The organism is Streptomyces sp. cf386, from assembly GCF_900103585.1.
Lineage (GTDB): Bacteria > Actinomycetota > Actinomycetes > Streptomycetales > Streptomycetaceae > Streptomyces.
Map to the genome: position 1 here is coordinate 19104 of NZ_FNHV01000024.1, position 24306 is coordinate 43409.

The following is a 24306-nucleotide window of genomic DNA, read 5'->3' on the forward strand; positions in this document are numbered from 1 at the left end:
ACACCTAAGGGCTCGGCGACCCGGTAGGCGTTGGCGAGACCCCGCCCGTCGGGGTCTCCGTCACACAGGTCACCGAGAACGGCACCGAGTTGGACTTAGTCTCCACCGGGTCGCGGACCTCGACGCTGATCTCGTTCTCGAAGGTCCCGCTGTCGTCGTACGTGGTCACGAACGCCCGGTCCTGTTTGCTCCGCCCCCCGCCCTCCGGGAACGACAGGGTCTTCCAGCCCTGGTCCATCACATCGCCGTCCTGCGACACCCAGCGATAGGTGACCTCCGCCGGCAGCCGCCCCACCGTGAACGTCGCCGTGAAGGCGGGCGCCTCGCCGTTCGGCGGTGGACAGGAGCCGGAGTACTCCAGGTTCGAGCCCGTCAATGTCACCTTCACGGACTGCGGGGCCGCGGAGGGCGTGTCACTGCTGCTCGGGCTCGGCGTCGGGCTCTGGCCCCCGCCGGAGGCGTTCTCGTCCTCGGTCTCCGTCGGTGAAGTCCCGCCGCCGGTCTGGCTGGTGGTCTCGTCACCGCCCGCCTTGCCCCCGTTGTCCTCACGGTTGAGCAGGGCATACGTCAGCCCTGCCACGGCCAGTGCGAGGGCGGCGACCCCGGCGATCAGGACGGTCGCGGCGCGGCGGTTGCGGTCGGGGCGGACGGGGGCCGTGGTGGAGGCGGGGGCGCCGGTGACGGGCCGGGTCGAAGCGGGCGGTGGAACGGGGGCTGTCGGGGCCGTCGGGGCGCTCTGCGGTGGTGCCGGGAACGCAGCGACGGTCGGGGTGTACGGGGTCGCCTGCACGGCGTCCGCGCGCAGGGTGCCTCCCGCACCGATGATCCGCAGGTCCTGCTCGGCCCGGTCGGCCGGCAGCCGCTCGGCCGGGTCCTTGCGCAGCAGCCCCTCGATGACCGGGGCGAGCGGACCGGCCCGGTGCGGCGGGGGCAGTTCTTCGTCGACGATCGCGCGCAGAGTGCTGAGCGGGGTGTCCTGGCGGAAGGGGGAGTTGCCCTCCACGGCCGCGTACAGGAGCACGCCGAGCGACCACAGGTCCGACTCCGGGCCGGGTGTGCGGCCCAGCGCCCGCTCCGGGGCCAGGAACTCGGGAGAGCCGATGACCTCGCCGGTCATCGTCAGCGCGGAGCTGCCCTCGACCATGGCGATACCGAAGTCGGTGAGGACGACCCGGCCGTCGTTCGACAGCAGCACGTTGGCCGGTTTCACGTCCCGGTGCAGCACCCCGGCAGCGTGCGCGGCGCGCAGCGCGGACAGCACCTCGGCACCGATGTGCGCGGCGCGCTGCGGGCTCAGCGGGCCCTCGGCGTCCAGCAGCTCGGCCAGCGAGATGCCGCGCACCAGCTCCATCACGATCCAGGGCCGGCCGTCCTGTGTGGCCACGTCGTACACCGTGACGACATTGCGGTTGGCGACCCGCGCCGCCGCCCACGCCTCGCGCTCCAGCCGGGCGTACATCCGCTCGACCTCCGCGGCCGGCAGCCCGTGCGGCGCGCGCACCTCCTTGACGGCGACCTCGCGGTGCAGCAGCTCGTCGCGGGCCCGCCACACGGTTCCCATGCCGCCCTCGCCGAGCGGGGACAGGAGGCGGTAGCGGCCCGCGATCAGACGTTCACTGCCCGGTTCTTCGGACACGGGCGTCCCCCATTCGCATCCGTGCGAAATCTCCACGCCGAGTGATTTCTCCCCAAAAGTAGCTCAGCCGAGTGCGGATGCCGCCCCCTGGAACACCAATCCGGCCCCGATCAGTACGACGAGCACCGCGGATCCCAGTGGTGCGGTCCGGCGGACGAAGACCGTCAGGGGGTGGGCCATCCAGCGGGGCTGCTTGTCCAGCAGCCGCGTCACTCCGGTACCTAGCCTCACGACGGCGAACCCGGCCGCGGCGAGGGTGAGCGCGAGCCCGACGCCGTACGCGACGACGAGCAGCAGCCCGAACCACGCCTTCCCGAGCGCCGCCGCGCCGACGAGCACGACGACCGCGGAGGGACTGGGCACGAGCCCGCCGGCGAAGCCGAGGAGGATCGTGCCGCGGAGGGTGGGGGCGGTGGGGTGGGAGTGGGTGAAGCCGCCGTGGGTGTGGGTGAGGAGGCCGCGAGTGCGAGTGGTGTGGGGGGAGGGGTGGGTGTGCGTTTGGGGGTGGGGGTGGGGGTGGCTGTGGTCGTGCGCATGGCTGTGGTCGTGCGCATGGCTGTGGTCGTGGCCTGGTGCGGGAGTGTGGGTCTCCGTCGCGGAGTGCGTGTGTGCGGCGACCAGGACCGGTTGGCGTTCGTGTGAGTGCTCGTGCTCGTCGTGGTGATCGTGAGGGTGCTCATGCGAGTGGTCGTGATCGTGGTCGTGACTGTGGGGGTGCGGGTGTGTGTGGTTGCGGATGTGCCAGGCCCGGCGTACCAGCGTCGCTCCGGCCAGCGTCACCAGGACGCCGCTCGCGACGCCCAGCCAGGTGATCACCGACGGTGCCGCCGCCGAGCCGGCCGTGACCAGGAGGCCCAGGGCCACCACGCCCAGGGTGTGGGTGACCGTCACCGACGCGGCCAGGGGCATGACGTCCTTGAGGCGGGCCTGGCCGCCGCGTGCCGTCGCGACCGCGGCCATGATGGTCTTGCCGTGCCCCGGGGCGAGCGCGTGCATCGCGCCGAGGAAGATCGCGATCACCAGGGCGAGGGCGGCGAAACCGATGGTGAGGTCCTGGCGGGAGACCAGGCCGTCCAGGGCCCGCGTCCAGCGGTCGGCGCCACGCGGCAGGACGGACGAGGCGGGGGCGTCCTGGTCCGCCTCGGCGAGGGCCTGGCCGCCGGGGCGCACACGCAGGGACGCGGCCTTGGTGTCGGCGGGGGAGGAGAGCAACTCCTCGGGATACTCGGCCAGTTCACGGGAGACCGACTCCTTGGGCACGTCCGAGGCGGTCAGCGTCATACGGTCGCCGCGTGCCGTGATCTCCCGCCAGCCGGGGCCGGCTTCCGCGCCCGCGCCACGGAAGCCGAGGTCGACCGTGGCGCCCTCGGGGAGCGGCGCCGTCAGCCGGCACTCCACCCGGAGCGTGTCGAGCCCCGCCTGACCGGGCCGCACGCGCGCGTGACTGCTGTTCAGCGTCAGCGCGACGGTACGGCCGTCCACGGTGACCTCGCTGCCCTGCGCCGCCTTCTCGCAGCGCTGCCGGGCCCACGCCGTCATGCCCGCCTTCTCGATGTCCGGCCCGGCCTGCGTGGCCGGGATCTCGGCGAGGTCCTCGACATGGTGGACGCGCAGTTCGCCGGGGGCGGCCACGAGGCCGTCGTAGCGGTTGACGGTGAAGTTGCCGAGGGGGTGCGCGCTCGCGGGAGGGGAGGAAAGCAACGCGAGCGCGCAGGCCGCCGTGAGGACGGCGGCGCCGGAGGCGAACAGTCGACGAGGGGTCACTTGCCCGCCTCCAGGTCCTTGAGTGCCGTACGGGCTTCCCGGGCGCCCAACGGCGAGAAGCCGGGGTTCAGCTTCAGCGCGGCCTGCAGATGCTCGCGGGCGTTCTCGGCGTTGCCCGTGGCGCGCTCGATGATGCCGCGGTGGTAGCGGAACGCGGCGTTGCGGTAGCCGGTGGCTGTGGCCTTGCGGGCGTAGGGCAGGGCTTCGTCGTCCTTGCCGTTGACGTGCAGCGCCCAGGCGAGGGCGTCCGCGGTGTGCACGGTCTGCCGGCGGTCCCACTCGGCACGGGCGGCGCGCAGGGCGGACGCCTTGTCGCCGTGGTCGGCGGCCGCGAGGGCCGTGTCGAGGTCGGCGTTGACGCCGTTGGCGCGGGCGAGGGCCGTCCAGGCGTCGACGAGGGCGTACTGGTCGTCGGCCTTCACCTGGTCGCCGGCCGCCTCGTACAGCTCGCCGAGCTCGACGAGCGGGCCGGGGAGCGGGTACCGGGAGACCACGTCCGCCAGGCCCTTCGTCGCCGCGTCCCGGTCGCCGCTCGCCGCCTGCGCGCGGGCGCGGCCTTCGAGGGCGGGGACGTAGTTCTCGTCCGCGGCGAGGGCGCGGGCGTAGTGGGTGAGGGCGCTCTCGTAGTCGCCCTGGTTCCAGGCGAGTTGGCCGAGCTGGGTGGCGACGTACGCGATGTCGCCGGGAGTGACCGCGGACGAGAGCGCCTGGTCGAGTACCCGTTGGGCCGTGCGGACGTCGCCGCGCAGCTCGTGGACGTACGCGTAGCGCGTGAAGACCGGGATGCCCGGGCGGCGGTCGTCGGCGGTGTCGGCGGCCTTGGATGCGTCGGCGTAGCGGCCGAGTTCGACGAGGGCGTCGACGCGGGTGCACAGGGCGCGTTCGCTGTACGGGTTCACCTTCAGGGCCTGGTCGGCGTACTTCAGGGCGTCCTCGAAGTCGTGGCGGGCGGCGGCGAGGGCGGCGCGGCCGGCCAGGGCCTGGTCGTTGTCGCTGTTCAGCGCGAGGGAGCGCTTGAAGGCCCGGTCGGCCTGGGGGTAGCGGGAGGGGTCGCCCTTGGTGCGGGCCTGCTCGACGTAGGCGAGGCCGAGGGTGGCCCAGCCGCTGACGTCCCTCGGCTGGTCGCGGAGGTGGGCCTGCAGGGAGGCGATGCCTGCGTCGAGGTCACCGGTGGCGAGGAGGCCGGGTGAGACGGCGGCGGATGCGGGGGCTACGCCGGTGGACGTGTTGTCGTGTACGGCGCCGAGGGCGAGGGAGCCGGCCGTGAGGCCTATGGCCAGCAGGGCGGCGCAGCCGGCGAGGTGCAGGGCGCGGCTGCGGCGGGCGGCTGCGGCGGTGCGGCGTAGGGCGGCGACGCGCTGTTCCGCGTGTTCCTCGCCCCCGCCGCCCCTACCCGTCCCATCCTCCAGGGGCTCCGCCCCTTCGACCCCGGTCCTGGGGGCTGCCGCCCCCAGACCCCCGCTTCGGCCCTGAAGGGGCCTCGTCCTCAAACTCCCCCAGAGGGGGGACCCCCAGACGGGCTGAAATGCCCTGCGCTTCGCGGCAGTCACCCGTCGCACCGCGGCGACGCGCTCATCGGCCCCTTCCACACCGGCGGCCTCCTCGGGCTCTTCGTTCTCCGGTGCGCTGTCGTTCGTACGCGGGGCCATGCCCTCTCCTCGGCTTTCCAGGAACGGTCGTTGTCGCGTGCGGCGGCGCGGCCCGCGCCGTGGGGGATGAGTACTTCGCGGGCCGCGCCAGTCGGTGGGGAGGGGCTTAGTACGCCCGCTCCCGCATACGGCGCCACCAGGCCAGGCCCGCGCCGATCAGCAGGACTCCGATCGCGCCGGCGCCCGCCGACGCGGCGATCAGGGTCTTGTCGTCGGTGCCGCCGGAGGCGCCGGCAGGCTGGAGCGCGTCGCCGAGCTGGCTGCGGACGTCGGTCTCGCCGTCCGTGCCCTTGGCGAGCGGGCCGCGCGAACCTTCGGTCGGCAGGGCGACGTACGGGAAGGCCTTCTCGAAGTCCTTGTCGTTCTTGTCGACCGCGTCGCCCAAGTCGTTCTTGGCGCCCAGCAGTTCACCCTCGACGACCTGGAGCGAGGCGTCGATCACGTCGTCGGTGAGGCGACGGCCGTTCGGGAAGCCCGCATTGTCGCCGTCGAGGACACCGAGCCGCTTGGGTTCGGCGGCCGGCTCGATCGAGGTGTTCAGGCGCAGCATCTCCGCGGGGCGGACGTGCGGCGGCTGGTTGAGGTCCTTCACGCCCTTGAGGAAGACGTCGACGAGGTCGTTGCGCGGCTCGTCGGGCGCCGGGATCTTGTAGATCGCCTCGATGAGCTTCGGCAGCTCGGGGTTGGTGACGTTCTTCAGGAACTGGGCGTCGTCCCAGGGCGCGGACGCGTTGAACTTGTCCTTGTCCTTGAGCGGGTTGACGACCTCGTTCACCAGCGGGCTGCCCAGGCGCGAGACCTGCTCGAAGTAGCCCTTGGCGTTCTTGCGCTGGGTCGTCGACCAGATGCCGACGATCGGCTGCTCCGCCGACTCGGCGATCATGTGGGTCGGGACCTGCAGGGCTATGGAGTTGACGTTGTAGCCCTTGAGCGTGTCGTTGCCGACCTCGGAGAGGTTTCCGCCGTAGAGGAGGTCGAAGACGCGCAGGTCCAGGAAGAACGGGTCGTCGGCCTGGCCGGCGAACGACGTCGCGTCGCCCGCGAGCTTGTGGACGGCCTGTTCGCGCAGCTTGGCGTAGTCCGGCATGGACGCCTTGCCGACGTTCGAGGGTGCCACCGGTACGTCGTTGGCCACCTTCGTCTTCGACACCAGCTGCTGGTCCTTCAGCTTCAGCAGCTCGATGTCGTACGTCTGCGTGATGTTGAGGTCGGGGTCGTCGAGGCTCTCGACCGGACCGGTGTTGTACAGGAACGTCTTCTTGTTCTTGATGTGCGTGTCGAAGGTGAAGCGGTAGAGCAGCTCGCCCTGCGCGTCACCGTTGTTGTCGATGTGGATGTCGTACTGGGCATCCTCGGCGAACGTGAAGAAGTTCGGACCGCCGGCCGGCTCCTCGAAGGGGATCCAGTTGGCGATGATCGTCGTCGTGTCCGGCTTGTCCGGGCTGACGAACGCGTACACGTCGGTGTTGTCGTACTGCGGTGTCCCCGAGATCAGCGGGGCCTCCCGGTGGCTGGAGGCGAAGGCCGCCCCCGGTGCCAGCGCGGCGACGCCGGCGGCTGCGAGCCCCCCGGCGGCCAGCGCACCACATATGAGGGTCGCGAGGCCCTTGCGTCCCGCACCGCTCCTGGAAATAGGTGTCATGCCGTCCGTCCTCCGTGCCAACTTGCCTGACGAACCCGATTCGGAGCCGTCGCCGAGGTGGATTGGTCGAATCCCAAGCGTTCTTACGGCGGAACTGAAAACTTGTTTCATCGATGGGCGACCCGCGTTTTCGACGAGCTGATCCGTAAACCCATCCGGAGGTGGGTTCGTTGCGAATGCCTCGTGGGACAGGACGGCCGCGCTGCGGCCTGGCTGGAGGGGGAGACGCGTTGGAGGCGGACGAGCTGTTGGTGCTCGTTGCGGGCGGTGACCAGAAGGCGTTCGAGGAGCTGTACGGGCTGGTCTCCGGACCGGTGTACGGGCTGGTGCGGCGCGTGGTGCGCGATCCCGCGCAGTCGGAGGAGGTGGCGCAGGAGGTGCTGCTCGAACTGTGGCGGTCCGCCGCGAAGTTCGACCCCGGCCGGGGCAGCGCCCTGTCCTGGATCCTCACCGTCGCCCACCGCCGCGCCGTCGACCGGGTGCGCAGCGCCCGCGCGGCCGGCGAGCGCGAGCAGCGCGAGGCCCTGCGCGCGAACCACCCGGCCTTCGACCACGTCGCCGAGGAGGTCGAGGCCGGCCTCGAACGCGAGTGGGTGCGCCGCTGCCTGGAACGCCTCACCGCGCTGCAGCGCCAGTCCGTCACCCTCGCCTACTACGAGGGCTACACGTACCGTGAAGTGGCCGAGCGGCTCTCCCTGCCGCTGGGCACGGTCAAGACCCGTATGCGCGACGGACTCACCCAGCTGCGCAAGTGCCTGGGAGGTGTCGCGTGAGCTTCGTCGACCGACTGCTCCGGCGCGAGGACCTGCACTCCCTCGCCGCCCCCTACGCCCTCGACGCCCTGGAACCCGGTGAGCGGCTCCGCTTCGAGAAGCACCTGAAGACCTGTGACAGCTGTGCCGTCGAGGTGCGGGTCCTGTCCGAGGACGCCGCCCGTCTCGCCTGGTCCACGGCCGCCCCGGCGCCGGCCGCGATGCGCGACCGGGTGCTGGCCGCCGTACGGACGACTCCGCAGGAGTCCGCCGGGCGGGAGGCCGGGCGGGAGGCCGGGCGGGAACCGGCACACGCGCGGGCCACCCAGCTGCCGCCGCATGTGTGGGGCACCCGGCCGCCGCCGCGCATCCGTGCGCCCAGGACGCGCCCCTTGCTCGTGCCGTTCGCCACGGCCACGGCCGCCGCGGCCCTCGTCGTCGCCTCCCTCTTCGCCGTCCAGGCCAACCGGACGCAGGATCAGCTGGACGCCCAGCGGGCGCAGGCGAGTGAGATCGCTAACGTTCTCGGGGCACCCGACGCCCGGGCGACCGCCGGCGAGGACGCGAAGGGACGGACGATCGGAGTCGTCGCCTCCGCATCGGAAGGGCGTGCGGTCGTCACTCTGAGCGGATATGGCGAGCCGCCGAGCGGCCGAGTACACCAACTCTGGGAGATGCGCCCCGATGTGCAACCGCGCTCCCTCGGGCTTTTCGAGGGCGACACGCCCTTGGTCGCGTCCGGCCTCGACACCTCGGCGACGTCACTGGCTGTGACCGTCGAGCCGGACGGAGGGTCGCCGCAGCCCACCAGCCAGCCAGTTGTCCAACTCGCCCTGAAATCGGTTGGATTCGGAGAGTAATCACGGACGAGTCGTCAACACCCTTACGGGGAAGGTGAATCCTGTGACCGCGATACACGAGTGCCCCACCGGGGCGATAGGGTTAACCTGCCCGGGCCGGGTGGACTCGTACGGGTGGGGAGTGACATGGATCAGATAACGATGCGCAGCAGGGCCAGGGTCCCTGCGATCACCTGCGGGAGCAGCGCGACCAGTTCGCGCCTCGACCGCCATCTCTCGGTGCTGGCGGGTCCCGCCGTGCCGCAGACGGAGGCGGCCGAAGCGACCTCGCTGATGCGTGAACTGACCACTCGTGACACCACCAGGGCGCGCAGCGACCAGGGTGTGCGGGTGCGCCGCGTCTCGCTCTTCGCTCCACTGCGCCGGCTCCGGCGTTCGCTGTTCGGCGGACGCTGACCGGCACCGGCGTTCCTCGACCGACCATCCGGGCCCGCGTCCGGTAGACCGCACGTCCCGGCGCCGTACCGCGCTGTCGCCGCCGTCATCCCCACGGCGCGCGGCGGCGGCGCGCAGCGCTCCCCGGGCGCGGGCACGTCCCCCGACTTCACCCCACCCCGCTCATCGGCCCCGTCAACGTGCGTAACGGCTTTGCCGTGTACGGACGTTGACGGGGCCGTTGTCGCTGCCCTCAGCGCTCGCCGAGCGCGTACCGGCGTACCGCGAGCGGTACGAACACCGCGAGCAGGACCGCACACCAGGCCAGTGACCCGGCGACCGGGTGGGCGACCGGCCAGGCGGCGCCGTCCGGCACGGGTGCGTTGCCGAAGAGGTCCCGCATGGCCGTGGTGACCGCGCTGATCGGATTCCACTCGGCGAGGGTGCGCAGCCAGCCCGGCAGGCCCTCGGTCGGGATGTACGCGTTGGACAGCAGCGGCAGAAGGAAGGTCGCCCCGCCGAGTTGGCCGGCGGCCTCCTCGTTCCGGGTGAGCAGCCCGAGGAAGATCCCGACCCACGTCGCCGCGAACCGGAACAGCAGCAACAGCCCCAAGGCGCCCGCCGCTTCGAGCGCGGACCCCTCGATCCGCCAGCCCACCGCGAGTCCGACCAGCAGGAACGGCACCGTCCCGGCGGCCGTCACGACCAGGTCGGCGGCCGCCTGTCCCAGCGGTACGGCGGCCCGGCTCATCGGCAGCGTCCGGAAGCGGTCCATCACACCCCGGTGCGTGTCCTGGGCGGCCTGGAACATGCCGGCCATGATCCCGCCGGCTGCGGTCGCCACCAGCAGCCCGGGCACCAGGAAGGACCGGTACTCCGCGCCGGGCATCGCCAGCGCGCTGCCGAAGACGTACCCGAAGAACAGCAGCATGGAGATCGGCATCGTCTGGGTCAGGATCAGCAGCCCCGGGTTGTTCCGGAGCCGCCGCAGCTGCCGGCCCAGCATCGCGCCGCCGTCGTAGGCCAGGGTGCTCATGCCGCACGCTCCTCTTCCCGTTCCTGGGTCAGTCGCAGGAACACATCGTCGAGAGTCGGTGGTTTGAGGCTCACGTCGAGCAACGGCACGCCCGCCGCGTCCAGTTCGCGCACCAGGTGAGGGAGTGTGAGGGTGCCGTCCCGGGTGACCGCGCCGACGGCGCGTCGCTCGTGGTCGAACGACGGCTCCGCACCGGTGAGTTGATCGAGCACGGCCGCCGCCTTCACCATGACGTCGGCGTCGGTGACGACGACCTCGACGTGCGCGCCGATCTGGGCCTTGAACTGGGTCGGCGAACCCGTGTGCGCGACCCGCCCCCGGTCCATCAGGGCGATGCTGTCGGCGAGTTGGTCGGCCTCCTCCAGATACTGCGTGGTCAGCAGCACGGTCGTGCCGTCGGCGGTCAGCTCCCGGACGGCCTCCCAGATCCGGTTGCGGCTGGCGGGGTCCAGGCCGGTCGTGGGCTCGTCGAGGAACAGCACGTCGGGGCGGCGGACGAGACTCGCCGCCAGGTCGAGGCGGCGCCGCATCCCGCCCGAGTACGTGGACGCCGGACGGTCGGCCGCCTCGGTCAGCCCCAGGCGCTCCAGCAGCTCGCCGGCCCGGTCGGCCGGCCCGCGCACCCGGTGCAGCCGGGCGAACAGCCGGAGGTTCTCGCGGCCGGTGAGGTCGCCGTCGACCGAGGCGTACTGGCCGGTGACGCCGATGTGGCGGCGGACGGCCGCCGGGTCCCGGAGCAGGTCGTGCCCCGCGACCCGGGCCGAGCCGGCGTCCGGGCGCAGGAGCGTGGTGAGGAGCCGGATCGCCGTGGTCTTGCCGGCGCCGTTGGGTCCGAGGAGGCCGCAGACGGTGCCCTGCGCGACGGCCAGATCGAGCCCGCGCAGGGCGTGGACCTCGCCGAACCGCTTCTCCAGACCTTCACTAAGTACAGCGTACGTAGAAGTCATGGGTCGACCATAGCGCACTACGTACGCTGTACGTAACTAGGATGGTGGTCGAGGTGATGATCGATGGCGGGCAAGGCGGCCGAACCCGGGGTGATCTGGGCGCGACCCGAGCGGACCGGGCGTGGCCCCAGGCCCGCGTTCACGCGTGCGGACATCGCGGCCGCGGCGGTGCGGATCGCCGACGCGAGCGGGCTGGATGCCGTGTCCATGCGGCATGTCGCGGCCGAACTGGGCTGCGGGACGATGTCGCTGTACAACTACGTCCCCCGCAAGGAGGACCTGTACGAGCTGATGATCGACGCGGTGGGTGCCGAGCACGACATCCGGGAGCCCTCGGGCGACTGGCGCGCCGACATGATCCGCAACGCGCAGGAGACCCGCACCCTCATGCACCGGCACACCTGGGTGCCGCGGCTGATGTCAGGGGTGTACGGCTTCAGCCCCAACACCCTGCGCTATCTGGAGCACTGTCTGGCCTGTCTCGAGCCGCTCGACGTTCCGTACAGCGTGAAGATGGAGCTCGTCGCGCTGCTCAACGGTGTCGTGACGACGTACACCGCGAACGAGATCGCCACCGCCGAGCGCACCCGTGCCATGCCCTGGTCCGAGGAGGAGGAGAACGCGGTCCGCATCGCCTACCTCGGCAGCCAGGTGGCCACCGGCAAGTATCCGCGCCTCGCCGCGGCCTTCATGGAGGGCAGCGGGCCGATCGATCTGGAGGCGGTGTTCCGGCGGGCGCTCGAACGGGTGCTGGACGCCTTCGATCCCGACGCGCGTTAGAGCAGCACGAGTTGCCCCTCGGGCCCCTCCTCGTGGCCGTCCAGCACCGATGCCGGCCTGCGGGTCGGCTCCGGGACCGGCAGGACGCCGGCCTTGTGGAGGTCGGTCGCGGTGATGGTCGACGTCAACTCCTGCTCGAGTGGCTGGAGTTCCGCCAGCAGGGCCAGGACCGTGATCAGTTCCAGCAGCTCCGATGTCCACGTCTGCGGCCAGGTCGCCGGGCGGATCGCCGCCAGGGTGCCCGGCTCGGGCTCCGTGACGCGGGCGGCGAACCACTGCTCCAGGACCTTCACGCCGGCCACCTCGTAGTCCCAGGCCTGTGGCGGGACCGGTGAGATGCGGCCCTCGTCCAGCAGCAGGGTTTCCTCCTCGCGGTCGTACTCGACCGTCAGCGGACGGGAGGGCAGTGGTGCGCGCACGTACGGGCGGCGGCCGCCGGGGAGCTTCGGGCGGTCGCCGTCGCGGCGCATCAGCCACAGGGCGCGCCGGCCCGACTCCACGCCACGGGCCCAGAGTTCGGGGTCGCCGGTCAGCGGGACGGTGAGGTCCGGGCGCACGGCCGCCAGCGTCCAGGCGAGGACGTCCAGCGGCTCGACCGGCCGGTCGAGCCGGTCCCGGAGATGCTCCAGGAGGCCCGGCGCCAGGTTGGGTTCCCCGCCGCCCGGGCGGCGGTGCAGCGGGCGGACGCGGCCCGGGCGGACCAGCGGGAGCAGCGAGGTCGCCAGCAGGGCGGCTTCCGGCGTCTCCACGACGAAGATCTGATGCTCGTCCGCCACCCGCCACAGTTCGGGCCGGGCCGCGTCGATCAGACGGTGGTCGGGGATCAGCCACTGCTCGTCGAAGGGAGCGCACAGGACACGTACCGGCTCGGGGCAGGGGCCCGCAGCGCGGAACAGCTTCTCCGTGCCCGTGGAGTGGCCGGGCAACTGGCCGACCGCCGAGTGCAGGGTGCGGGAGCGCGTCGGCTCCAGCAGGGCCTCCCGGTCCGGGCCCTCGGCCTTCATGAAGGCGTCCCAGCGGGCCTTCAGGGATGTCGCGTCGGGGCCCGTCGGCCACCCCCGGCCGAGCCGCGGCGGTGCGACGGACCACGGCATGAGGTCCGCCAGCAGCGGAGCGTCGTCGTGCGTCACGCTGGGCATCGTACGACCTGTCTACGACACACGGGTCAGGTGGCTTCCAGGGTCACCGTGAAGGAGAAGCGGTCGCCCCGGTAGTGGATGACCGCCGCGTCCAGCACGCGCCCCTGTCCGTCGTACGTCACGCCCGTGTAGTGCAGGATCGGGCTCAGCAGGGGGACTTGGAGCAGTCTCGCCGTCTCCGGGTCGGCCAGCCGCGCTTCCACGGTGTCCGTGATGCGGCTGATGTCCGCCCCGACGGCGTCCCGCAGCACCTTGGTCATCGGCCAGCGGACCAGGTCGTCCAGGTCGATGCGCGCGGCCAGTTCGGGGCGGACGTAGTTGCGCGCGTGGTTGGTGGGCTCGCCGGTCTTCTCGTCGCTGCGCAGGCGGTGGTACGTCGCCACCTCGTCGACGTCCGGGAAGTACTCGGCGAGTTCGGCCGGCACCCGCGCCTTGCCGTGGTCCAGCAGCTCGGTCGCCATGCCGGACTGCTGGGCCACGATCGCGTCCACCGAGCCGAGCAGCCGCACGGGGGCGCCCCGGCGGGCGTCCGGCTCGATGAACGTGCCGCGCCTGCGGTGGCGCGTGATCAGCCCCTCGTCCTCCAGCTCCTTCAGCGCCTGCCGCATGGTCAGCACGCTCACGCCGTAGTGCTCCGCCAACTGCTCCTCGGTGGGCAGCCGCAGCGGGTCCTGCGGGCGGCGGCCCAGTATCGAGGCGCGCAGCGACTGCGACACCTGGTACCAGAGCGGCAGCTTGCGGTTGAGGACGATCGAGTCCGGGGCGAAGGAGGTCACGGGGCCATCCGTACCGGTAGGGGATCTCTACTGCAAGGGGCGGAAGTGCCGCTCCAGGCCCTGCCACACGTCGTCGTAGCGCTGTTGCAGGTGGTCGGCCCCCGCCGCCTGCGGGGTGAGCGTCACCGGCCAGCGGGTCTCGAACATGAAGGCCAGGCCGTCGTCGATCCGCTGCGGCTTCAGCTCGGCGGCGCTCGCCCTGTCGAACGTCTCCCGGTCCGGGCCGTGCGCCGACATCATGTTGTGCAGCGAACCGCCACCGGGCACAAAGCCCTCCGCCTTCGCGTCGTACGCGCCCTCGATCAGGCCCATGTACTCGCTCATCACGTTCCGGTGGAAGTACGGCGGCCGGAAGGTGTCCTCGCCCACCAGCCAGCGCGGGGCGAACACGACGAAGTCGACGCCGGCGAGGCCCGGTGTGTCCGACGGGGACGTCAGCACCGTGAAGATCGAGGGGTCGGGGTGGTCGTAGGAGATGGTGCCGATCACATTGAAACGGCGCAGGTCGTAGACGTACGGCACATGGTTGCCGTGCCAGGCGACCACATCGAGCGGTGAGTGGTCGTAGGTGGCCGTCCAGAGGTTGCCGCAGAACTTGTTCACCACCTCGACCGGGCCCTCGGCCTCCTCGTACGCCGCCACCGGCGCCATGAAGTCCCGGGCGTTCGCGAGGCCGTTGGCGCCGATCGGGCCGAGGTCGGGGAGGTGGAAGGGCGCCCCATAGTTCTCGCACACATAACCGCGAGCGGAAGCATCCAGCAGCTCCACACGGAAGCGCACCCCACGCGGGACCAGCGCCACATGTCCCGGCTCCACATGCAGCAGCCCGAACTCCGTGCGCAGCAGCAGTCCGCCCTGCTCCGGCACGATCAGCAGCTCGCCGTCGGCGTCGCTGAAGACGCGGTCCATCGAGGAGTCGGCGTGGTACAGGTGCACGGCCATACCGGTGCGCTGGGTCGCGTCGCCGTTGCCGCCCAGGGTCCACAGGCCGGCGAGGAAGTCGGTGCCGGGTGCCGGCTCGGGGAGGGGGTTCCAGCGCAGGCGGTTCGGGTCCGGTACCGAGTCCGTGAAGGGGGCCGTACGGATCGCGCCGTTGTCCGTGCGCGTGAACGCCGGGTGGGCGGCCGACGGACGGATGCGGTACAGCCATGAGCGGCGGTTGTGCGCCCGGGGCTCGGTGAACGCCGTACCGCTCAGCTGCTCCGCGTACAGGCCCAGCGGGGCGCGCTGGGGTGAGTTGCGGCCCTCGGGGAGGGCGCCGGGCACCGCCTCCGAGCTGTGCTCGTTGCCGAAACCGGAGAGGTAGGTCAGCCCTTCCGCGGTCTTCCGCGCGTCCCCGCTCATGATCGCTCCTTTGACTCTGATTCCTATGCATCACCGTAGGATTGCGATTTCCTCGACGCAAGAGGTCGGGCCGTCCTCCTCTGGAGGTACGACCTGATCCGGACGTCAACCAGACTTCAGGGGGATCCGGCTGTCGGAAGGGTGTTCTAGTCTCCGGACATGTCATGGACGCGGACCTTTCTCGCCGCGCTCGCGGTCTGTGCCCTGCTGCTGACCGGAACCGCGGGCTGCGGCTCCGGTGCTGCCCGGGAACAGGGGGCGAACGGGGTGTCGCCCTCCCCGGTGGGCAAGGTCCTCGACGACACCGACGACGAGGGGCGGCACTACCGGGAGGTCGGCGAGGGAAATGCCCCCGAGGTCGGCATAGAGGTGCAGCCGGACCCGGGCGTCGACGGCAGCTGGGACGTACGGCTGACCCTGCACGGCTTCCGCCTCTCGCCCGCGGGCGCGCGGTCGCGGGCGGTGGCCGGCCGCGGGCTTGCGTACCTCTTCGTGGACGGCCGGCTCGTCACCCGGCTGCGCACCCCCGAGTACCGCCTCTCCGCCGGCCTCCTCCCGCGCGGCACACACCAGGTCACCGTGCGGCTGTACGCCGACGACGGCACGGTGTGGGCGGTGGACGGCGAGCCCGTCGAGCGCACGGCCGCCCTCACGGCATCGGAGGCGGAGACGGCCGCGACCACGACATCGGCATCGACGTCGAAACCGTCCCCTGCGGCCCTGAGTGCGCCGGGTGCCCGCTCCCGTACCGGGGGGCGAGGTTCACCGGAACGATCCGGAGAGGCATCATGAACCCCGTGCCCCACCCCGCATCGCTTCGCCGGGCGCCCGTGCAGCGGCGCAGTGCCGAACGGCTCACCCGGATCCTCGACGCCTGCGCCGACCTCCTCGACGAGGTCGGCTACGACGACCTGAGCACCCGGGCCGTCGCCCAGCGTGCCGGCGTCCCCATCGGCTCGGTCTACCGCTTCTTCGGCAACAAGCGGCAGATGGCCGACGCCCTCGCCCAACGCAACCTCGAGCGCTACACCGCCCGTGTCACCGAGCGCCTCAAGGGGGCCGGGGACGGAGGCTGGCGCGCGGCCATGGACGTCGTCCTCGACGAGTACCTCGCCATGAAGCGCACCGCGCCCGGCTTCTCCCTCGTCGACTTCGGCAACCAGATCCCGGTCGGCACCCGCAGCGAACCCAACCACCGTGTCGCCGACCGCCTCACCGAACTGCTCTCCGGCTACCTCGAACGCGAGCCGGACGGCGATCTGCGCCGCACCTTCCTCATCGCCGTCGAGACCGCCGACACCCTGGTTCACCTCGCCTTCCGGATGGCACCGAACGGCGACGAGCGGATCATCGAGGAGGCGCGCGAGATGCTGCGGGCGTATCTGGCGCGGGTGCTGGACTGACCGTCCCGTGCCACTGGTCTTCCCGGACCGGCGGTTCGCGAATTTCCGAGCTCACCCCCGGAGAGGACTCCCCACCCTGCATACCGGTCGGTATGCTCGGCATCGAGTCCGCGCGTCATCGCTGCCGCCACCCCGGGAGGACCCGTGTCCCGCACCGCACTGCGTATCTGTCCCCTGTGCGAGGCCACCTGCGGCCTGACCCTCACCATCGAGGGAACCGAGGTCACCGGCGCCCGCGGCGACCGTGACGACGTGTTCAGCAAGGGGTTCATCTGCCCCAAGGGCGCCTCCTTCGGTGCCGTCGACGGCGACCCCGACCGGCTGCGCACACCGCTGGTGCGCAAGGACGGCGAGCTGCGCGAGGCCACCTGGGAGGAGGCCTTCGACGCGGTGGCCGCCGGTATCCGCCCGGTGGTCGAGCGGTACGGGCCGAACTCGGTGGGCATCGTGCTCGGCAACCCGAACGTGCACACCATGGCCGGCGCCCTCTACCCGACGGTCCTGCTCGCCGGACTGCGCACCCGCAGCCTCTTCACCGCGTCCACCGTCGACCAGATGCCCAAGCACGTCTCCAGCGGACTGCTCTACGGCGACGCCAACGCGATCCCCGTCCCCGACCTCGACCACACGGACCACCTGCTGCTGATCGGCGCCAACCCGCTGGAGTCCAACGGCAGCCTGTGCACCGCGCCCGACTTCCCGGGCAAGCTCAAGGCGCTGAAGGCCCGCGGCGGCACCCTCACCGTCATCGACCCGCGCCGCACCCGCACCGCCAAGCTCGCCGACCGGCACCTCGCGATCCGCCCCGGCACCGACGCGCTGCTGCTGGCCGCGATGGCGTACGTCCTGTTCGAGGAAGACCTCGTGGACACGGGCGAGCTGACCCCGCACCTCCAGGGGCTCGATGAACTCCGGGACGCCGTACGGGACTTCACCCCCGAAGCCGTGGCCGCCGCCTGCGACATCGACGCCGGCACCATCCGCACCCTCGCCCGCGAACTCGCCGCCGCGCCGACCGCCGCCGTCTACGCCCGCATCGGCAGCTGCACCGTCCCGCACGGCACCCTCGCCAGCTGGCTGGTCGACGTACTCAACATCCTCACCGGCAACCTCGACCGCCCCGGCGGCGCCCTCTTCCCCCAGGCGGCCACCGACCGGACGCCCCGACCCGCGGGACCCGGCCACGGCTTCGCGCTGGGGCGCTGGCACTCCAGGGTCAGCCGGCACCCGGAAGCCAAGGGCGAGCTGCCGATCTCCGCGCTCGCCGAGGAGATCGACACCGCGACCGAGGAGGGCGAGCCGATCCGGGCCGTCATCGCCGTCGCCGCCAACCCCGTCCTGTCCGTGCCCGACGGCGACCGGCTCGACAAGGCCCTCGACTCGCTCGACTTCATGGTCAGCGTCGATCCGTATCTCAACGAGACCTCGCGCCACGCCCACGTCGTGCTGCCGCCGCCCCCGCCCTCGCAGAGCCCGCACCACGACTTCGCCTTCAACACCCTCGCTGTCCGCAACCAGGTCCGCTACAACCGGCCCGCCGTCCCGCTGGAGCCCGGCCGTATGGCCGAGACGGAGATCCTGGCGCGGCTGATCCTCGCCGCGACCGGGATGCATGGCGCCGATCCTTCGGCCGTCGACGACCTGGTCATCGGGCAGACCCTCGGCAAGGCGGTGAAGGAGCCGCACTCCCCGGTGCACGGCCGTGACCCACAGGAGCTCGCCGCACAGCTCGCCGGTGTCACCGGCCCCGAGCGCCGGCTCGACATGATGCTGCGCCTCGGCCCCTACGGCGACGGTTTCGGCGTACGGCCCGACGGGCTGGGCCTGGACAAGCTGCTCGCGCATCCGCACGGCATCGATCTCGGCCCGCTCCGCTCCCGGCTGCCGCAGCCGCTGAAGACGGCAAGCGGCAAGGTCGAACTGCTGGCGCGGCCGATCGTCGACGATCTGCCGCGCCTGAGGCAGGCCCTGCACGAGCGCCCCGAGGGGCTCGTCCTGGTCGGCCGCCGCCATCTGCGCTCCAACAACAGCTGGATGCACAACGTCCCCGCCCTCACCGGCGGCACCAACCGCTGCACCCTGCACATCCACCCCGAGGACGCCGCCCGGCTCGGCGTGCGGGACGGGGCGCCCGTGCTGGTCAAGGGCGCCGGGGGAGAGGTCACCGCCCCCGCGGAGGTCACCGACGGCGTGCGGCCCGGTGTCGTCAGCCTGCCGCACGGCTGGGGACACGACCGGCCCGGCACCCGGCTGAACCACGCGCTGAAAGAACCCGGCGTCAACGTCAACCAGCTCCTCGACGGCAGCCTGCTCGACCCGCTGTCGGGCAACGCGGTCCTCAACGGCGTACCCGTAAAACTGGCCACCGGATCAGCGCTGTGAGCAGTGCAAAGCTGTGACCAGCAGTTTTGCGCTTATTGCTCGCATGTCAACGTCTTGTTAACGCCGTAGAGCGGGACCTAACGTCATCCCACCGCCGGCCCTGGTGGGTCGTTCAAGGGCGAACGTTAGGTATCCACTCATGCTGACCATCCTTGGCTTCGCCATGATCGCGACCTTCCTGGTCCTGATCATGATGAAGAAGATGTCGCCGATCGCGGCGCTGGTGCTGATCCCGGCACTGTTCTGCGTCTTCGTCGGGAAGGGCGCCAAGCTCGGTGACTACGTCATCGAAGGCGTCACCAGCCTCGCCCCCACCGCGGCGATGCTGATGTTCGCGATCGTCTACTTCGGTGTGATGATCGATGTCGGTCTCTTCGACCCGATCGTGCGCGGGATCCTGAAGTTCGCCAAGGCCGACCCGATGCGGATCGTCGTCGGCACGGCGATCCTCGCCGCGATCGTCTCGCTCGACGGCGACGGCTCGACCACCTTCATGATCACGGTCTCGGCGATGTACCCGCTGTACAAGCGCCTCAAGATGAGCCTGGTCGTGATGACCGGTGTGGCCGCCATGGCCAACGGCGTGATGAACACCCTGCCGTGGGGCGGCCCGACCGCCCGCGCCGCCACCGCGCTCAAGCTCGACGCCAGCGACATCTTCGTCCCGATGATCCCGGCCCTGCTCGTCGGCCTGCTGGGCGTCTTCGTCCTCTCGTACTTCCTGGGTCTGCGTGAGCGCAAGCGCCTGGGTGTGCTGACGCTGGACGAGGTCCTGGTGGAGGAGAAGGTCGAGGAGACCGAGGCGGTTCTCGTGGGCGCCGGCTCCGGTTCCGGCACGTCCGGCACGGACAAGGCCACCGGCGGCGCCGGCTCCGGCACCGACGCGGAGGACGACGACGAGGAGCGCTTCCAGGTCCTCGACCCCAACCGCGCCACCCTGCGCCCCAAGCTCTACTGGTTCAACGCCCTGCTCACGGTCGCCCTGCTCACCTGCATGATCATGGAGTGGCTGCCGATCCCGGTGCTGTTCCTGCTCGGCGCCGCGCTCGCGCTCACCGTGAACTTCCCGCACATCCCGGACCAGAAGGCCCGCCTCGCCGCCCACGCCGACAACGTCCTGAATGTCTCCGGCATGGTCTTCGCCGCCGCCGTCTTCACCGGCGTCCTCCAGGGCACCGGCATGGTGGACCACATGGCCAAGTGGATGGTGGACGTCATCCCCGAGGGCATGGGCCCGCACATGGCCCTGGTCACCGGCATCCTGAGCCTCCCGCTCACCTACTTCATGTCCAACGACGGCTTCTACTTCGGTGTCCTCCCGGTCCTCGCCGAAGCCGGCGCCGCGCACGGCGTCACCCCGCTGGAGATGGCCCGCGCCTCCCTGGTCGGCCAGCCGCTGCACATGTCGAGCCCGCTCGTCCCGGCCGTGTACGTCCTGGTCGGCATGGCCAAGGTGGAGTTCGGCGACCACACCAAGTTCGTGGTGAAGTGGGCGGCGCTCACCTGCCTCATCATCCTCGCGGCCGGGATGCTGTTCGGCATCATCTGATCGTCAAGTACCGCTCCAGGAGGACCCGTTGATAGCGCCCGGTGGGAACCGCGGCTGGCTGCTCCGCCTCGTCATCGCCTTCAGCTTCGCGCAGGGGGCGGTGTCGATGGCCCGGCCCGCCGTCTCCTACCGGGCGCTCGCGTTGGGTGCCGACGAGCGGGCGATCGGTGTGATCGCGGGGGTGTACGCCCTGCTCCCGCTGTTCGCCGCCGTCCCGCTGGGGCGCCGTACCGACCACGGCCGGTGCGCGCCCCTCCTGCCCGTGGGCGTGGTCCTGATATCCGGCGGCTGCGCCATGAGCGGCATCGCGGACTCCCTCTGGGCGATGGCCGTCTGGAGCGGGGTGATGGGCCTCGGTCACCTCTGCTTCGTCATCGGCGCCCAGTCGCTGGTCGCCCGCCAGTCCGCCCCGCACGAACAGGACCGCAACTTCGGCCACTTCACCATCGGCGCCTCCCTCGGCCAGCTGGTCGGCCCGATCGCCGCGGGCGCGCTGATCGGCGGCCGGGACATGGCGGGGACCAGCGCCCTCGCCCTGGTCGTGGCGGGCGCGGGCGGCGCGGTCGCGCTCACCTCGCTGTGGCGCATAGAGAGCCGTACGACGGCCAAGTCCCGCGAGGAACAAGGCGAACGCGTCAAGGTACGGCGCATCCTGCGCGCCCGGGGCGTGCCGGCCGGCATCTTCATCAGCCTCGCCGTGCTGTCCGCGACCGACATCCTCACCGCCTACCTCCCGGTGGTCGGCGAGCACCGGGGCATCGCGCCGTCCGTGATCGGCCTCCTGCTGAGCCTGCGCGCGGCGGCCACCATCGCGTGCCGCCTGGTCCTGACGCCGTTGCTGCGGCTGCTCGGCCGCACCCTGCTGCTGACCGTGACGTGTCTGCTGGCGGCCCTGCTGTGCGCCGGGATCGCGCTGCCGGTGCCGGTGTGGGCGCTGGCCCTGATGCTGGCGGTGCTGGGTTTCTGCCTCGGCGTCGGCCAGCCGCTGTCCATGACGACGGTCGTCCAGGCGGCCCCCGAGGGTGCCCGCTCCACCGCCCTCGCCCTGCGGCTGACCGGCAACCGACTCGGCCAGGTCGCAGCTCCTGCGTCGGCCGGCCTGGTCGCGGGCGTCGCCGGGGTGGCGGCACCGTTCGTGATGCTGGGGGCGTTGCTGCTGCTGTCGGCGGGCGTCGCGGTGCGGACGCCGAAGCGGCCCGAGGGGCCCGGAGCGGCCACGCCGGAGCGGCCCAAGGGCTCGGGATTGCGCCGGACGAGCGATATTTGACGACGCGCCGGAGGTCGTGCGGCGCGTCGTGGTGCACGTGAAGGAGAGTCAGGCGAAAGAACGAATTGTATGAAAATCGTCTGAATCCGAGGAGCGTGTATGCCCACCCTGACACCCTCACGTACCCTCCGCGCCCGTACGGGCGCCACAGTCGTCCTCACCGCCCTCGCCGTGGCGGGTGTGTCGTGGGTGGCGGCACCGACCGCGTCGGCCCAGGGGGAGAACGGCGACATCAGGATCCACCGCGAGGGCGTGCCCTACGGGGTCCCGAAGGACGACCCGGTGGTCTGCCGGTTCTACCTCGACGCCGTCAACTTCGACATCCTCGCGTCGATCGCGTACACCATCACGCCGCGGCCTCCGCTGCCCGCCGGTGCCACCGTCACCGGCGCCATCCAATTGGCAGGCGGTGCCGGTCACACCGAGGTGCTGGGGCTGGCGGACGGGCAGTACACGCTCACCTGGGTCGTGACGGGCATCCCTCCGAAGGAGAAGGTCTTCCGGGTCAGGTGCAATGACGACGACCGGCGGGAAGGCGGCAGGGGGGATGGGGACGGCGGCCCGCGCGGTCAGATCGAGGACAACGGGCGGGGCGGCGAAGGCGGCGACCGTGGCGACCGAGGTGACCGCGGCGAAGAAGGATGGGGCCGCGGCGACGACGACGGCCCGAGAGGCGGTGTGCACGCGGGCGGTGGCGGGCTCGGCGACACCGTGGCCGCGTACGCGCCGGTGGCCGGCGCCGGCCTGGTGGGCCTGGTAGCCGTCGGCGGAACCGTGTACGTCCGCAGGACCCGCCGGCAGCCCCATGGTGCCGCGTAGACGCAGACGCAGGCCCTGGTACCGGACCCGCGCCTACCGCCTCGCCAGGACGGCCGTGCTGACGGCCGTCCTGGTGACGGTGGTGGTCCAGTGCGAGGGACACGGTGACGCGACCGCGCCGACCGGGCCCGACGGCCGGCACGCCGTGGCAGCGGCCGAGCCCACACCTCCGCCCCGCCCGCTGCCGAGGTCCCGGCCGACGTCCGTCCGTATCCCGTCCCTGGGCATCGACGCCCCGGTCATGGGCCTCGGACTCACCGCGGCCCGGGAATTGGAGACGCCGCCGGTCGACGACCCGAACCTCATCGGCTGGTACCGGGGCGGTCCCACACCCGGTGAGCCGGGCGTCGCGATCGCAGTGGGGCACCGCGACACCACGACGGGCTCCGCCGTCTTCGCCGGGCTCGCCTCGGTGAAGCGCGGCAAGAAGATCGAGGCGCGGCGCGAGGACGGCCGTACCGCCGTCTACACGGTGGACCGGGTGAAGGTGTATGACAAGGCGAGCTTCCCCGACAAGGAGGTCTACGGACCGAGCCGGCGCCCGGAACTGCGCGTGCTCACCTGTGGCGGCCTCTTCGACCGGCAGACGGGCTACACCAGCAACGTGGTGGTCTTCGCCCACCTGACCGCGACGAAGTGACCGATGACCGAGACGAACCGACCGACCCCTTCCCCGGCCGGGCACATTCCGTTAACTTCCGTGACTCACAGGCCCCGTACGACCCGCGCGGGGCCCTCGAAACACGGAGCAGCGGCGCTCCGAACAGCCCCCGGGGGCAGCAGTCATGACACGCGCCATCTCCCTGCACGACGTCAGCAAGTCCTACACGCGAGGCGTGCCCGTCGTGGACCGGCTCTCGCTGGACATCGAGCCCGGCGAGTTCCTGGTCCTCCTCGGGCCCTCGGGCTGCGGCAAGTCCACCGTGCTCAGGATGATCGCCGGCCTGGAGGAGATCGACGAGGGCGAACTGCTGCTGGACGGGGAGTGGGCCAACGACCTGCTGCCCGCCGACCGGCAGATGGCGATGGTCTTCCAGAACTTCGCCCTCTACCCGAGCATGACCGGCCGCGACAACATCGGCTTTCCGCTGCGCATCGAGTCGCCCGGCGCGGACCCGCGCCCCCGGGTGGACGCAACCGCCCGCATGCTGGGCATCGAGGACCTCCTCGACCGCTTCCCCGCGCAGCTCTCCGGCGGTGAACGCCAGCGCGTCGCCATGGGCCGGGCCATCGCCCGCCACCCCACCGCGTTCCTGATGGACGAGCCGCTGTCCAACCTCGACGCCAAGCTCCGCAACCACCTGCGCGCCGAAATCTCCGGCCTTACCCGCAAGTTGGGCGTCACCACGGTGTACGTCACCCATGACCAGGCCGAGGCGATGTCGCTCGGCGACCGGGTCGCCGTCCTGCGCGGCGGTGTCCTCCAGCAGGTCGGTACCCCGCGCTCGGTGTACGCCCTGCCCCGCAACGTCTTCGTCGCCGCCTTCATCGGCATTCCCCGCATCAACCTCCTGCGCGGCGTCGTACGCGCCCCGCTGGACGGCGCGATGACCATCAGCCTCGGCAAGCAGTACCTGCGGCTGCCCGAACCCCTCTGCCTGGACCACCAGTTGCTCCGTGTGCAGCAGGGCCGCGAGGTCATCGTGGGCCTGCGCTCGGAGGCGGTCCGGATCTCCCCCACTCTCGACTTCGCTCGACCGGGGGGACCCCCACCGCGCAGCGCGGCCCGCCCCGGCGAGGTGCACATCACCGGACTGGTCGAGCATGTGGAGTTCCAGGGCCACGAGGTCCTCGTCCACTTCAACACCGGCTCCCGTTCCGCCGTAGTCCCCGACCTCGAAGCGCCGCGCCCGGCGGTCCGCCCGTCTAGGCGCCGCCGGGGGAGCCGCCGGGACGGCACGGTCCTGGACCGCCTCAGGGAACGTGCGGGCGCCCTGCGCGCCGGCCCGGTAGTGGCGCTGGACGACCCGGCTGACGCCGGGCTCGATCAGGCGCCGCCCGAGGGCCGCCTTCCCGGCGACCTCATCGTCCGCACCACCCCCGACTTCGAACTCCGGCGCGGCATGCACGTCCCGCTCCTCGTCGACCTCGCCCACCTGTTCGTCTTCGACCAGCACGGCGACCGCATCTGCCCGGCCCCGGCCCGGCTGCCCGATCTGGAGGAGTGAAGTCCGCCGGATATGGCT

The 24306-nt window shown here is 71.6% G+C and carries 21 protein-coding genes; 12 read left to right on the forward strand and 9 right to left on the reverse strand.

Features of this window, described 5'->3' with window-relative positions:
• Window positions 1-4: 4 nt before the first annotated feature.
• From BLU79_RS40215 to BLU79_RS40230, 4 genes are all read right to left on the reverse strand, one after another.
• Entirely contained in the window at window positions 5-1636 is a 1632-nt protein-coding gene (locus BLU79_RS40215; RefSeq protein WP_093910993.1) for a serine/threonine-protein kinase, read from the reverse strand.
• A 63-nt stretch (window positions 1637-1699) separates the two neighbouring features.
• Window positions 1700-3400: a HoxN/HupN/NixA family nickel/cobalt transporter gene (locus BLU79_RS40220; RefSeq protein ID WP_093910994.1), complete on the reverse strand. Its 1701-nt coding sequence runs from the start codon at window positions 3398-3400 to the stop codon at window positions 1700-1702.
• Window positions 3397-5049, reverse strand: coding sequence for a tetratricopeptide repeat protein (locus BLU79_RS40225; RefSeq protein WP_093910995.1), 1653 nt, complete (start codon window positions 5047-5049; stop codon window positions 3397-3399). The genes BLU79_RS40220 and BLU79_RS40225 overlap by 4 nt, the downstream gene beginning before the upstream one ends.
• Window positions 5050-5155: 106 nt before the next feature.
• On the reverse strand, window positions 5156-6691 hold the full coding sequence (locus BLU79_RS40230) for a DUF4331 domain-containing protein (protein ID WP_093910996.1): 1536 nt from the start codon (window positions 6689-6691) through the stop codon (window positions 5156-5158).
• A 230-nt stretch (window positions 6692-6921) separates the two neighbouring features.
• Between BLU79_RS40230 and BLU79_RS40235 the strand changes: the two genes are divergently transcribed.
• The 3 genes from BLU79_RS40235 (at window position 6922) to BLU79_RS40245 (ending at window position 8699) form a co-directional block, all read left to right on the forward strand.
• Window positions 6922-7464: a sigma-70 family RNA polymerase sigma factor gene (locus BLU79_RS40235; protein ID WP_093910997.1), complete on the forward strand. Its 543-nt coding sequence runs from the start codon at window positions 6922-6924 to the stop codon at window positions 7462-7464.
• Window positions 7461-8303: an anti-sigma factor gene (locus tag BLU79_RS40240; RefSeq protein ID WP_093910998.1), complete on the forward strand. Its 843-nt coding sequence runs from the start codon at window positions 7461-7463 to the stop codon at window positions 8301-8303. The genes BLU79_RS40235 and BLU79_RS40240 overlap by 4 nt, the downstream gene beginning before the upstream one ends.
• 126 nt (window positions 8304-8429) lie before the next feature.
• Window positions 8430-8699, forward strand: coding sequence for a hypothetical protein (locus tag BLU79_RS40245; protein ID WP_093910999.1), 270 nt, complete (start codon window positions 8430-8432; stop codon window positions 8697-8699).
• 232 nt (window positions 8700-8931) lie between these two features.
• Here BLU79_RS40245 and BLU79_RS40250 read toward each other — a convergent pair whose 3' ends face one another.
• Window positions 8932-9714 carry an ABC transporter permease gene (locus BLU79_RS40250; protein WP_093911000.1) on the reverse strand — a complete coding sequence of 261 codons (783 nt, stop codon included), beginning with the start codon at window positions 9712-9714 and terminating at the stop codon, window positions 8932-8934.
• Window positions 9711-10661, reverse strand: coding sequence for an ATP-binding cassette domain-containing protein (locus BLU79_RS40255; RefSeq protein WP_093911001.1), 951 nt, complete (start codon window positions 10659-10661; stop codon window positions 9711-9713). The genes BLU79_RS40250 and BLU79_RS40255 overlap by 4 nt, the downstream gene beginning before the upstream one ends.
• Window positions 10662-10724: 63 nt before the next feature.
• On the opposite strand from BLU79_RS40255, the gene BLU79_RS40260 reads away from it, so the two are divergent.
• Window positions 10725-11441 (forward strand): TetR/AcrR family transcriptional regulator, encoded by a 717-nt coding sequence (locus BLU79_RS40260; RefSeq protein ID WP_093911002.1) that lies wholly within the window; start codon window positions 10725-10727, stop codon window positions 11439-11441.
• Here BLU79_RS40260 and BLU79_RS40265 read toward each other — a convergent pair.
• From BLU79_RS40265 to hmgA, 3 genes are read right to left on the reverse strand one after another with little or no spacing between them, the layout of a single operon-like run.
• Entirely contained in the window at window positions 11438-12580 is a 1143-nt protein-coding gene (locus BLU79_RS40265; RefSeq protein WP_093911003.1) for a type ISP restriction/modification enzyme, read from the reverse strand. The genes BLU79_RS40260 and BLU79_RS40265 overlap by 4 nt on opposite strands.
• 26 nt (window positions 12581-12606) lie before the next feature.
• Window positions 12607-13356: a GntR family transcriptional regulator gene (locus tag BLU79_RS40270; protein ID WP_093911004.1), complete on the reverse strand. Its 750-nt coding sequence runs from the start codon at window positions 13354-13356 to the stop codon at window positions 12607-12609.
• 27 nt (window positions 13357-13383) lie between these two features.
• Entirely contained in the window at window positions 13384-14700 is a 1317-nt protein-coding gene (gene hmgA / locus BLU79_RS40275) for a homogentisate 1,2-dioxygenase (protein WP_093911005.1), read from the reverse strand.
• Window positions 14701-14859: 159 nt separating this feature from the next.
• On the opposite strand from hmgA, the gene BLU79_RS40280 reads away from it, so the two are divergent.
• The 8 genes from BLU79_RS40280 (at window position 14860) to BLU79_RS40315 (ending at window position 24288) form a co-directional block, all read left to right on the forward strand.
• A complete protein-coding gene (locus BLU79_RS40280) occupies window positions 14860-15492 on the forward strand; it encodes a hypothetical protein (protein ID WP_093911006.1) in 633 nt (210 codons plus the stop codon).
• A complete protein-coding gene (locus BLU79_RS40285; protein WP_093911007.1) occupies window positions 15489-16103 on the forward strand; it encodes a TetR/AcrR family transcriptional regulator in 615 nt (204 codons plus the stop codon). The genes BLU79_RS40280 and BLU79_RS40285 overlap by 4 nt, the downstream gene beginning before the upstream one ends.
• 144 nt (window positions 16104-16247) lie before the next feature.
• Entirely contained in the window at window positions 16248-18485 is a 2238-nt protein-coding gene (locus tag BLU79_RS40290) for a molybdopterin oxidoreductase family protein (protein ID WP_093911008.1), read from the forward strand.
• Window positions 18486-18624: 139 nt separating this feature from the next.
• Window positions 18625-20034 carry a CitMHS family transporter gene (locus BLU79_RS40295; protein WP_093911009.1) on the forward strand — a complete coding sequence of 470 codons (1410 nt, stop codon included), beginning with the start codon at window positions 18625-18627 and terminating at the stop codon, window positions 20032-20034.
• Between the two features lie 31 nt (window positions 20035-20065).
• Window positions 20066-21301: an MFS transporter gene (locus tag BLU79_RS40300; RefSeq protein ID WP_093911089.1), complete on the forward strand. Its 1236-nt coding sequence runs from the start codon at window positions 20066-20068 to the stop codon at window positions 21299-21301.
• Window positions 21302-21400: 99 nt separating this feature from the next.
• Complete coding sequence (locus tag BLU79_RS40305) at window positions 21401-22120, forward strand: hypothetical protein (protein WP_093911010.1); 720 nt, start codon at window positions 21401-21403, stop codon at window positions 22118-22120.
• Window positions 22107-22760, forward strand: coding sequence for a class F sortase (locus tag BLU79_RS40310; protein WP_093911011.1), 654 nt, complete (start codon window positions 22107-22109; stop codon window positions 22758-22760). Before BLU79_RS40305 ends, BLU79_RS40310 begins: the two co-directional genes overlap by 14 nt.
• 145 nt (window positions 22761-22905) lie before the next feature.
• Window positions 22906-24288: an ABC transporter ATP-binding protein gene (locus BLU79_RS40315; RefSeq protein WP_093911012.1), complete on the forward strand. Its 1383-nt coding sequence runs from the start codon at window positions 22906-22908 to the stop codon at window positions 24286-24288.
• Window positions 24289-24306: the final 18 nt, after the last annotated feature.

Coding starts and splice junctions, on each gene's coding strand:
- BLU79_RS40285 (WP_093911007.1), top strand. CDS start 15,489: ATGAACCCCGTGCCCCACCCCGCATCGCTTCGCCGGGCGCCCGTGCAG.
- BLU79_RS40230 (WP_093910996.1), bottom strand. CDS start 6,691: ATGACACCTATTTCCAGGAGCGGTGCGGGACGCAAGGGCCTCGCGACC.
- BLU79_RS40280 (WP_093911006.1), top strand. CDS start 14,860: ATGTCATGGACGCGGACCTTTCTCGCCGCGCTCGCGGTCTGTGCCCTG.
- BLU79_RS40260 (WP_093911002.1), top strand. CDS start 10,725: ATGGCGGGCAAGGCGGCCGAACCCGGGGTGATCTGGGCGCGACCCGAG.
- hmgA (WP_093911005.1), bottom strand. CDS start 14,700: ATGAGCGGGGACGCGCGGAAGACCGCGGAAGGGCTGACCTACCTCTCC.
- BLU79_RS40225 (WP_093910995.1), bottom strand. CDS start 5,049: ATGGCCCCGCGTACGAACGACAGCGCACCGGAGAACGAAGAGCCCGAG.
- BLU79_RS40315 (WP_093911012.1), top strand. CDS start 22,906: ATGACACGCGCCATCTCCCTGCACGACGTCAGCAAGTCCTACACGCGA.
- BLU79_RS40305 (WP_093911010.1), top strand. CDS start 21,401: ATGCCCACCCTGACACCCTCACGTACCCTCCGCGCCCGTACGGGCGCC.
- BLU79_RS40310 (WP_093911011.1), top strand. CDS start 22,107: ATGGTGCCGCGTAGACGCAGACGCAGGCCCTGGTACCGGACCCGCGCC.
- BLU79_RS40250 (WP_093911000.1), bottom strand. CDS start 9,714: ATGAGCACCCTGGCCTACGACGGCGGCGCGATGCTGGGCCGGCAGCTG.
- BLU79_RS40295 (WP_093911009.1), top strand. CDS start 18,625: ATGCTGACCATCCTTGGCTTCGCCATGATCGCGACCTTCCTGGTCCTG.
- BLU79_RS40265 (WP_093911003.1), bottom strand. CDS start 12,580: ATGCCCAGCGTGACGCACGACGACGCTCCGCTGCTGGCGGACCTCATG.
- BLU79_RS40255 (WP_093911001.1), bottom strand. CDS start 10,661: ATGACTTCTACGTACGCTGTACTTAGTGAAGGTCTGGAGAAGCGGTTC.
- BLU79_RS40245 (WP_093910999.1), top strand. CDS start 8,430: ATGGATCAGATAACGATGCGCAGCAGGGCCAGGGTCCCTGCGATCACC.